The organism is Corynebacterium sp. HMSC074E01, assembly GCF_001808885.1.
Lineage (GTDB): Bacteria > Actinomycetota > Actinomycetes > Mycobacteriales > Mycobacteriaceae > Corynebacterium.
Window position 1 is genome coordinate 1 of record NZ_KV794813.1, and the last position, 2763, is coordinate 2763.

The window sequence follows — 2763 nt, forward strand, 5'->3', positions numbered from 1 at the left end:
TACCAATACAGGTGCGCATATTTACCAATATTCGACTAGTTATCCACAGGGTTTTACCTGCACGTTTACCTATTTTCCCAGGTGGCTTATAACTATATCCCTGTAGTTCTATATCCCCACAGGGGATCCACCAATCAACCCCACCAGAAGCTTAAGACCGAAAGGCTCCCGCCTCACCTTCGGCTCGTTGGGCTGCCGCCCAAATCGCAAGCGATTTGGTTGCCACCAAAACACCCCACCACAACCGCAGTCCTATGACCCTCCACGTATCCTTGTGTCTTCTAGACTGTCTTGGAAAAGAAAAGAGCGGCAAAGAATCAGAAAAGGTAACTAAGTGCCCCAGGGGCGCTACACAGAAAACAGTGCTGCCGTTATGTTCGATAGCGTTTAGGCTTCCATGTCGGTATGGGACTCTAGGCTTGGGGCCATGGGATTTTTAGAAAACCTCCTCAACCGCTACACCCCACGCACGCCGGGCAAGCCGGTCTTTGCCGTTATTGACACTGAAACCACCGGCTTTAACAAGCGCTACGACCGCATCATTGAAATCGCTGCCGTGCGCGCAGACAGCCACTTCAACCCCGTCGACTCCTGGCACACACTGCTTAATCCTGACGGCAAGGCCATTAAAAACTCCCACATTCACGGCATTACCAACGACATGGTGGCAACCGCCCCAACGTTTAGCGAGGTATATGGCGACTTCACCAGCTACATCGACGGCATGCAACTATTCGCGCACAACGCACCGTTTGACTCAAAAATGATCGTTGCTGAGGTCGACCGCATGACCGGTGGAGACGATAATGAGGACGAGTTCTTCCCCTTCATTGACACCATTGACCTTGCCAAGCAAATACTCGACCGTGGCCCCTACAACCTACCGGCACTCCTCGACCGCCTGGGACTGGACAATCCTGACGCGCACGCAGCAGTAGCCGATGCGACCGCCACAGCGAACATGCTCCACGCCCTCTTCGGGTCTCAGCGCAGCGAAATTGGCCGCAAGATTTTGCGTCAAGGCGAAGTATTCCGCACCACCAACACCTGGTGCACAAGTCACGCCACCCCACTGCTCCCCCGCGAAATATAGAAACCCACCAGCACAAACACCAACCACGGCAGTCCATGCGAACGACTACGCAGATTTCTGCCCGCAGTAGAGAAAGGTAGCTACGTCCCCAGCGTGGGAGTATTGCGAAACCTCCGCGCGCACATTAGCCTAAGACATGACAGCATGGTTCGTCCCTGACCCATCGCTGCACATAAAAATAACCCCAACCGACTGCGAATCGGCTGGAGTTATCGGACCTAAAGGCCCATGTGAAGCATCGCCTCAACGAGCTTCACGATTGCGGTCGCAAGAACTATGACCTTGGTAGCCACATCGAGCCAGTCAAGCTTGGTGGCATCAAGGTCTTTTCTTTTGCGACCGGGCGTTTCCAATGAGTGTCTACCCATCGGTCACCTCCCTAACGTCGTAGAGTTGTCCACTCGCCGACTAGGCGCGCAGAACAGCCCACGTACACGCGCGGACCTAACCGCGCACCGACGAGGAAGTCACGCCCACGCCCCACCACAGGTGGTGGGGCATGATTGTGAACCGGCACTAACGTTAGCAGTAACGCTGGACCGAAAAGGGGCCGGTGGTCTCCGCAGAGAAGTAAAAGGCAGACAGCATCGAATTCCCATGCAGCCAGCCCAATCTGCGCATATTTACGCATACGAACCCCGGTCAAGTTGCGCTGATTTACCGTTACGGCTGCGTCTTTTAGGCGTTTTTCAATGCTCGATACACGGTAGGACGGGTGACCCCAAACTCTCGCGCTAGTGCGGCTTTCGACTCCCCTGCCAGCACACGCTGCTTAATCTCCACTACTTGCTGCGGGCTAAGAGCAGGCTTGCGCCCTTTGTATTTGCCGGCCTTTTTCGCCAACGCAATCCCCTCCGCCTGGCGCTCACGAATAATAGCCCGCTCAAACTCCGCAAACGAACCCAAAATACCTAGCATTAAATCCGCACGCGGGTCACTAGCACCCTTCGAGAACGATAGGTTCTCGTGCAGGAAAGTAACAGTCACACCCTTGTCGGTGAGCTCATCAACGATGCCACGCAGATCCGTTAGAGATCGGGCGAGGCGATCAATCGACGAGACGACGAGCTCGTCACCATCGCGCACATACGCCATACACTCGACAAGCCCAGGGCGGGCAGTCTTCGTGCGGCCGGAAATCTTATCTTCAAAGAACCGGTCAATCCTGCCGGAAGCATTGAGTAGTTCTTTCTGGCGCTGATTATTCTGCTCCACCGTCGAAACACGGATATAGCCCACCCGCTGCCCACGGGAGCCGGAGTCGTTGGCCATTAGTCTTCGCCCCGCGAGGGGTTAAAGGCAGCATTCTCCTGTTCTATGACCGCATCACGATAAGACTCGATTGCATCCGAGAGGGCATAAAGCTGAATACCGTCGAGGGCATCAGCGTCAGCGAGCAAGGATTGCACAATCCTGCCCAACGCCTGCTGCCCCGACGACAACCCACCATGCAGTTTTTTCACCCGCGCCAACGCAGGCACTGCGTCAATATGACTTTCAACATGGAAACCATCCGGCGACAACACCACAACCACCACTCTCTGTAAACCTAAGACCTAGACCCTGCTGTACATCTGTAAAACAATTCCTGAATCTACCCTATTTTACGCGCAACTTGCTGGCATGGATGCCCGTAAAACTAGGGTGTACCCCAGGTGCCCCTACCAGCG

3 protein-coding genes are annotated in these 2763 nt (G+C 54.8%); 1 reads left to right on the forward strand and 2 read right to left on the reverse strand.

Features of this window, described 5'->3' with window-relative positions; all coding sequences use genetic code 11:
* Nucleotides 1–427 precede the first annotated feature (427 nt).
* A complete protein-coding gene (locus tag HMPREF2537_RS00665) occupies nucleotides 428–1093 on the forward strand; it encodes a 3'-5' exonuclease (protein ID WP_232770537.1) in 666 nt (221 codons plus the stop codon).
* A 678-nt stretch (nucleotides 1094–1771) separates the two neighbouring features.
* Here HMPREF2537_RS00665 and HMPREF2537_RS00670 read toward each other — a convergent pair.
* Both HMPREF2537_RS00670 and HMPREF2537_RS00675 read right to left on the reverse strand, forming a co-directional pair.
* Nucleotides 1772–2365, reverse strand: a complete 594-nt coding sequence (locus HMPREF2537_RS00670; protein WP_070524737.1) for a recombinase family protein — start codon at nucleotides 2363–2365, stop codon at nucleotides 1772–1774.
* The gene (locus HMPREF2537_RS00675; RefSeq protein ID WP_198530996.1) at nucleotides 2365–2631 is read right to left on the reverse strand and encodes a hypothetical protein; all 267 of its coding nucleotides are present in this window, start codon (nucleotides 2629–2631) and stop codon (nucleotides 2365–2367) included. The genes HMPREF2537_RS00670 and HMPREF2537_RS00675 overlap by 1 nt, the downstream gene beginning before the upstream one ends.
* Nucleotides 2632–2763: the final 132 nt, after the last annotated feature.

Bases quoted from the DNA above. Each gene is read 5' to 3' on its own strand.
- HMPREF2537_RS00665 (WP_232770537.1), top strand. From the start codon at position 428: ATGGGATTTTTAGAAAACCTCCTCAACCGCTACACCCCACGCACGCCG.
- HMPREF2537_RS00670 (WP_070524737.1), bottom strand. From the start codon at position 2,365: ATGGCCAACGACTCCGGCTCCCGTGGGCAGCGGGTGGGCTATATCCGT.